The sequence below is a fragment of the Bradyrhizobium sp. P5_C11_2 genome, from assembly GCF_054049755.1.
The window spans coordinates 1-5,887 of sequence record NZ_JBFULT010000480.1 but is presented as its reverse complement, the minus strand read 5'-3'; the positions used below and the strand labels follow the sequence as shown (position 1 = coordinate 5,887).

The window sequence follows — 5,887 nt, the reverse complement described above, 5'->3', positions numbered from 1 at the left end:
GGGTGTGGGGTATGCCTCCGCGACCACTCCTCTTCGAGCTCGCGGAGAGAGACCCCTCATCCGGCGCGTCGCGCCACCYTCTCCCACAAGGGGAGAGGGGAACGCACCGTCTATGCGGCAGACCTACTCATGCCTTTGCCCGTGCTTTCGCGCCTTCGCCTGCTTGCCTTCGCCGGTCGGGATCATCACCACGCGGCCGTAGCGCACGCCGCGTTCGGCGATGATGTGGTCGGCGAAATGCCTGACCTCGTCGGCCGCGCCGCGCAGCGCCGTCATCTCCATGCAGTTGTTGTCGTCGAGATGGACGTGCAGCGTCGCCAGCGCCAGGTCGTGGTGGCCGTGGAATTCCTGCACCAGGCGCTTTGAGAGATCGCGCGCGGCGTGGTCGTAGACATAGACGAGGCCGGCGACACAGGGCCCGGTCTGCGCGGTGTCCTCGGTCGACTGTTGCAGGCCGGCGCGCGCGAGATCGCGGATGATCTCGGAGCGGTTCTGGTAGCCGCGGGCCTCCGCCGCGGCGTCGATCTCCGCCAGCAGATCGTCCTCGATCGTGATCGTAATTCGCTGCATCAAGATGCTCCCTCGCGCGTGTCCGCGGTCCGTAGCCCGGATGGAGCGAAGCGAAATCCGGGACAGCCTCGTTATGAGGACAGACCCCGGATTGCGCTTCGCTCCATCCGGGCTACGACGCCTTTGTAGCGTCTTCCCGCAAGCGGGGCGAGGGAGCGCACCTTCATCTCACAGCCGCGTCGCGCGCAGCCGCAACGCATTTCCGACCACGCTCACCGAGGACAGCGCCATCGCCGCCGCCGCGATGATCGGCGACAGCAGGATGCCGAACGCCGGATAGAGGATGCCGGCCGCGATCGGAATGCCGGCGGCGTTGTAGATGAAGGCGAAGAACAGGTTCTGGCGGATATTGCTCATGGTCGCCTGCGACAGCTTTCGCGCACGCACGATGCCGACAAGGTCGCCCTTGAGCAGGGTGATGCCGGCGCTTTCCATCGCGACGTCGGTGCCGGTGCCCATGGCGATGCCGACTTCGGCCGCAGCCAGCGCCGGTGCGTCGTTGACGCCGTCGCCGGCCATCGCGACGCTGCGGCCGGCCTTTTGCAGTTTCGTCACCACCGCGCTCTTCTGGTCCGGCAGCACCTCGGCTTCCACCTCGGTGATGCCGAGCCGACGCGCGACGGCTTGCGCCGTCGTGCGGTTGTCGCCGGTCAGCATGATCACCTTGATGCCCTCGGTGGCGAGCGCCTTCAGCGCCTCCGGTGTCGAGGCCTTGACCGGATCGGCGATCGCAAACAGGCCCGCGAGCGTGCCATCGACGGCCATGTTGATGACAGTGGCGCCGTCGCCGCGCAGGCGCTCGGCCTCGGCGTCGAGCGCCTTGGTGTCGATGCCGATCGAGGCGAAATATCTGGCATTGCCGAGCACGATGGTCTTGCCGTCGACCTTCCCGGTCGCACCCTTGCCGGTCGGGGAATCGAACTGCTCGACCTGGCCGAGGGCGAGCTGCTTCTCCTTCGCCGCGCGCACGATGGCATCGGCCAGGGGATGCTCGCTGGCGCGCTCGACGCTGGCTGCAATGCGGAGGATGTCATCCTCGGCAAAGCCGGCCGAAGCGACGATCGCCACCACCTTGGGCTTGCCCTCGGTCAGCGTGCCGGTCTTGTCGACCACGAGCGTGTCGATCTTCTCCAGCCGCTCCAGCGCTTCGGCATTCTTGATCAGGACGCCGGCCTGCGCGCCGCGGCCGACGCCGACCATGATCGACATCGGGGTCGCCAACCCCAGCGCACAGGGACAGGCGATGATCAGCACGCTGACGGCGGCGACGAGGCCGAAGGCGAGCCGCGGCTCCGGTCCGAACCAGGCCCAGGCCGCAAATGCGGCGACGGCAACGACGATGACCATCGGTACGAACCAGCCCGCGACCTGGTCGGCGAGGCGCTGGATCGGCGCGCGCGAGCGCTGCGCGTCCGCGACCATCTGCACGATCTGCGACAGCAGCGTCTCGCGCCCGACCTTGTCGGCACGCATGATGAAGCTGCCCGACTGGTTGAGCGTGCCGGCGATCACCTTCGCACCGATCTCCTTGGTGACCGGCATGGATTCGCCGGTGACGAGGGATTCGTCGAGCGAGGAACGGCCCTCCAGAATGACGCCGTCGACCGGCACTTTTTCGCCGGGGCGGACGCGCAAGTGCTCGCCGGCATGAAGTGCGTCGATCTCGACCTCGTGCTCGCTACCATCAGGCTCGACGCGGCGCGCAGTCTTCGGCGCGAGCTGCAACAGCGCCTTGATCGCGCCGGACGTCGCATCGCGGGCGCGCAGCTCCAGCACCTGGCCGAGCAGCACCAGCACGGTGATGACCGCGGCAGGCTCGAAATAGACGGCAACGGCGCCGTCATGGCCGCGGAAGGTCGCAGGGAATATCTGCGGCGCGAGCGTGCCGATGATGCTGTAGACATAGGCGACGCCGGTGCCCATCGCGATCAGCGTGAACATGTTGAGGTTGCGCGTCACCAGCGACTGCCAGCCGCGCACGAAGAACGGCCAGCCGGCCCACAGCACCACGGGCGTGGCGAAGACGAGCTGGATCCAGTTCGACAGCGCCGCATCGATCCAGTTGTGCGGTCCGGCGAGATGGCCGCCCATTTCGAGCACGACCGGCGGCACCGACAGCACGCCGCCGATCCAGAACCGCCGCGTCATGTCGGCGAGCTCGGGGTTGGGGCCGGTCTCGAGGCTCGCGACCTCCGGCTCCAGCGCCATGCCGCAGATCGGGCAGGTGCCGGGTCCGACCTGGCGGATCTGCGGATGCATCGGGCAGGTGTAGATGGTGCCCGCCGGCATCTCGGGCTCGGGCGCCTTCTGCTCTTCGTTTTTCTTGGCGAGGTATTTTGCGGGATCGCCGGAAAATTTCGTGCGGCATCCGGCCGAGCAGAAATGGAAGGTCTCGCCGTGGTGGTCGAAGTGATGCTTGGATGTCGCCGGGTCGACCGTCATGCCGCAGACGGGGTCGTGCACCTTCGTCGCTGCGGCGCCGTGGTCATGGGTGTGATGATGGGCGTGGCCGGCATGATCGCCGTGTCCGCCGCAGCATGAGGCTGCCGCAGGCTTGTCGCTCGGCGGCGTCGCGGCCTTGCTCGAACAGCCGCATCCGGTGTGACCGTTCGCGTCGTGATGGTGCTCGTGTTCGGCGTCGTTCATTGCCATGCTCCGGCCTTGCGCTTGGTCCTTGCAACCCATACCCGGTAGGGGTATATAGACGGCATGCGCAAGGACATCAAGGCATCTGTCGGAAAACGGCTCGGCCGGATCGAGGGCCAGGTTCGTGGCCTCTCGAAAATGGTCGAGGAAGACCGTTACTGCATCGACATCGTGACGCAGATCTCGGCGGTGCGTGCCGCGCTGCGCCGGGTCGAGGAGGAGGTCCTGAAGGACCACGTCGCCCATTGCGTCGAGCACGCGATCGCAAGCGGCGACAAGGCCGACCAGCGCGAGAAGATCGCGGAGCTGATGGCGGTGATCGGACGGGCGGAGCGGTAGGCTCGCACGCTCGGCCATTGGGGGCGCACACGATCCCCCTCCACGTCGTCCCGGCGAAGGCCGGGACCCATAACCCCAGGGAGGAGTTTGGCGAAGACTCGTGGTTCGGTACGACTACCGCCTGCAATCGATAAATCACGCGGTATGGGTCCCGGCCTTCGCCGGGACGACGGCGGAGTTACGCCGCCCTCTCGCGCGTGCGTGCCCGTCGGCGCGGGCGGTACATCGCGATCTTCTTCAGCAGCAGGAAATGCTCCGAGATGGTAACGCGTTCGACCATCTCGGCGGGCTGCCCGATCACTTCTTCAGCCGGAACCGGCGCCTCTTCGTCAATCGCTTCAGGAACGAGCGGCGGCGCACTGATCGCTTCTGGAAACACACCGAACGTGCCGGCTACCTCCTCGAGCGGCTTTTGCTTGTCGGCCCAGTGCAGGGCGGTGTAGTCGAACCCGTGCACGATGGTGGGTTTGACGACTTCGAAATAGGGCGAGATGTCGAAGTCGCGGGGCATGTAGAGCGAGGAATCGCGGATGTGCAGGATCTCGCGGCGGGCGGCGCGGCTGCCGGCCTTGGTGATCTTCGGCAGGATCGGATAGCGTACGGCGTCGAAGGCCTGCGCGATCAGCGCCGAGCAGATGATCTTGGTGGGATCGCCCGAGCCGATCGCGATCATGCGCCGCCGCCAGCGCTGCGGGATCGGCAGCGGAAACAGGAAGCGCATCAAATCGACGATGTTCTTGGTGTCGTAGCCGAAGCCGATGCGGTTGATCGCATAGCGGCAGACCGTGGTGCGGTCCTCGTGGGACAGCCCGACCGGGCGGCAGACGCGGGTGTGATAGGGGAAATATTTCGATAGCGGCGCGGAGGTGACGCCTTCGCCGATATTGGCCTCTATCAGCACGTGCTGCTCGCCATTGGGCTCTTCCGCCCCCTCGATCGGCCCGACATAGAGCGCGGCGTGCGACCAGGTCGACTGCGTCAGGTATTTGATGATGCCGGAAATGCGGTTGTTGCCCTCGACCAGCAGCACGTCGCCGGGCTCGATGATGCCGCGCAGATGCTCCGGATCGCTCGGCGTGAACGGCTCATAGCCCGGCACCTCCTTCGAGAGGTACGCGGCAATCAGCTTGCCGACTGAGTCTAGGACGGTCCCCATGTCGAACTCCCCATGGCCTTTTCCGGCCTTGTTTTTTCCTTCTCTACCATGGTCGAAACGTGTTGCAATTCAGTTCATAGCCCCGTGAGGTCAAGCACGATTGATTCACCATGATAGTTGCCGCGCAACATCGGATGCGGCAAGGTTCGCTAGCTGTTCCCGTTCGCCGCAAGTCCCCGGAAACCATGACATGACAATCACGCGCCGCAGCTTCCTATCGGCGTCGGCAGCCCTTGCCGCAGCGCCGGTCCTGCGCGCAACGGCCGCACCCCTGCCGCGCGAGGCTGACATTGTCGTGATCGGCGCAGGCGCGGCCGGGATTGCCGCGGCGCGGCGCGTCATGGCGGCCAATCGCAAGGTCGTGGTGGTGGAAGCGGCATCGCAGATCGGCGGCCGCTGCATCACGGATGCGACGACGTTCGACGTGCCGTTCGATCGCGGCGCGCGCTGGATGCACAATCCCGAGACCAATCCGATGATCCGGCTGGCGCGCAGCGCCGGGCTCGACGTGCTGCCGGCGCCGTCGGGCCAGAGGATGCGCATCGGTCGCCGCAATGCGCGCGCCGGCGAGACCGAGGAATTTCTGGCGGCGCTGGTGCGTGCCAACCGCGCCATCGACGAAGCCGCGCGCGGCAAGYTCGATACATCCTGCGCCGCGGTGCTGCCGAAGGATCTCGGCGATTGGGCGGGCGCGGCCGAGTTCGTGCTGGGTGCGAGCTTTGCCGGCAAGGACCTGAAGGAGCTGTCGGCGATCGACAAGGCCCGCGCGCAGGACCGCAATGCCGCGATCGCCTGCCGCCAGGGCCTCGGCACGCTGATCAGCAAGCTCGGCGAGCAGGCGCCGGTCGCGCTGGCGACGCCGGCGAGCCGCATCGCCTGGAGCAATCGCGACGTCAGCGTGGAGACGCCGTCCGGCAAGATCGCCGCGCGCGCCGCCATCATCACGGTCTCGACCAATGTGCTGACCGCGGGCGCGATCAAGTTCGCGCCCGACATCCCGAAGCGCACGCTCGATGCCGCCGCAAAGCTCACGCTCGGCAGCTACGATCACATCGTGCTGCAGCTGCCGGGCAATCCGCTCGGACTGTCGCGCGACGACATCCTGATCGAGCAGAGCAATTCGACGCGCACGGCGCTGATGTTCGCCATTTTCGGCGGCTCCTCGCTGTGCTCGAT

The 5,887-nt window shown here is 66.6% G+C and carries 5 protein-coding genes; 2 read left to right on the top strand and 3 right to left on the bottom strand.

All coding sequences use genetic code 11. From position 1 onward, the window contains the following. Positions 1-123 precede the first annotated feature (123 nt). Complete coding sequence (gene nikR, locus ACXJL8_RS31585) at positions 124-570, bottom strand: nickel-responsive transcriptional regulator NikR (RefSeq protein ID WP_456623182.1); 447 nt, start codon at positions 568-570, stop codon at positions 124-126. A gap of 168 nt (positions 571-738) precedes the next feature. Continuing rightward, positions 739-3,216 carry a heavy metal translocating P-type ATPase gene (locus ACXJL8_RS31580; RefSeq protein WP_456623183.1) on the bottom strand — a complete coding sequence of 826 codons (2,478 nt, stop codon included), beginning with the start codon at positions 3,214-3,216 and terminating at the stop codon, positions 739-741. Positions 3,217-3,279: 63 nt separating this feature from the next. Here ACXJL8_RS31580 and ACXJL8_RS31575 point away from each other — a divergent pair, with 63 nt between their 5' ends. Continuing rightward, positions 3,280-3,555, top strand: a complete 276-nt coding sequence (locus ACXJL8_RS31575) for a metal-sensitive transcriptional regulator (RefSeq protein ID WP_007598521.1) — start codon at positions 3,280-3,282, stop codon at positions 3,553-3,555. Positions 3,556-3,733: 178 nt separating this feature from the next. Here ACXJL8_RS31575 and ACXJL8_RS31570 read toward each other — a convergent pair whose 3' ends face one another. After that, positions 3,734-4,711 (bottom strand): YiiX/YebB-like N1pC/P60 family cysteine hydrolase, encoded by a 978-nt coding sequence (locus ACXJL8_RS31570; protein ID WP_456623184.1) that lies wholly within the window; start codon positions 4,709-4,711, stop codon positions 3,734-3,736. Positions 4,712-4,901: 190 nt separating this feature from the next. Between ACXJL8_RS31570 and ACXJL8_RS31565 the strand changes: the two genes are divergently transcribed. Next, on the top strand, positions 4,902-5,887 hold a 986-nt coding region (locus ACXJL8_RS31565; protein ID WP_456686196.1), incomplete at its 3' end, for a flavin monoamine oxidase family protein.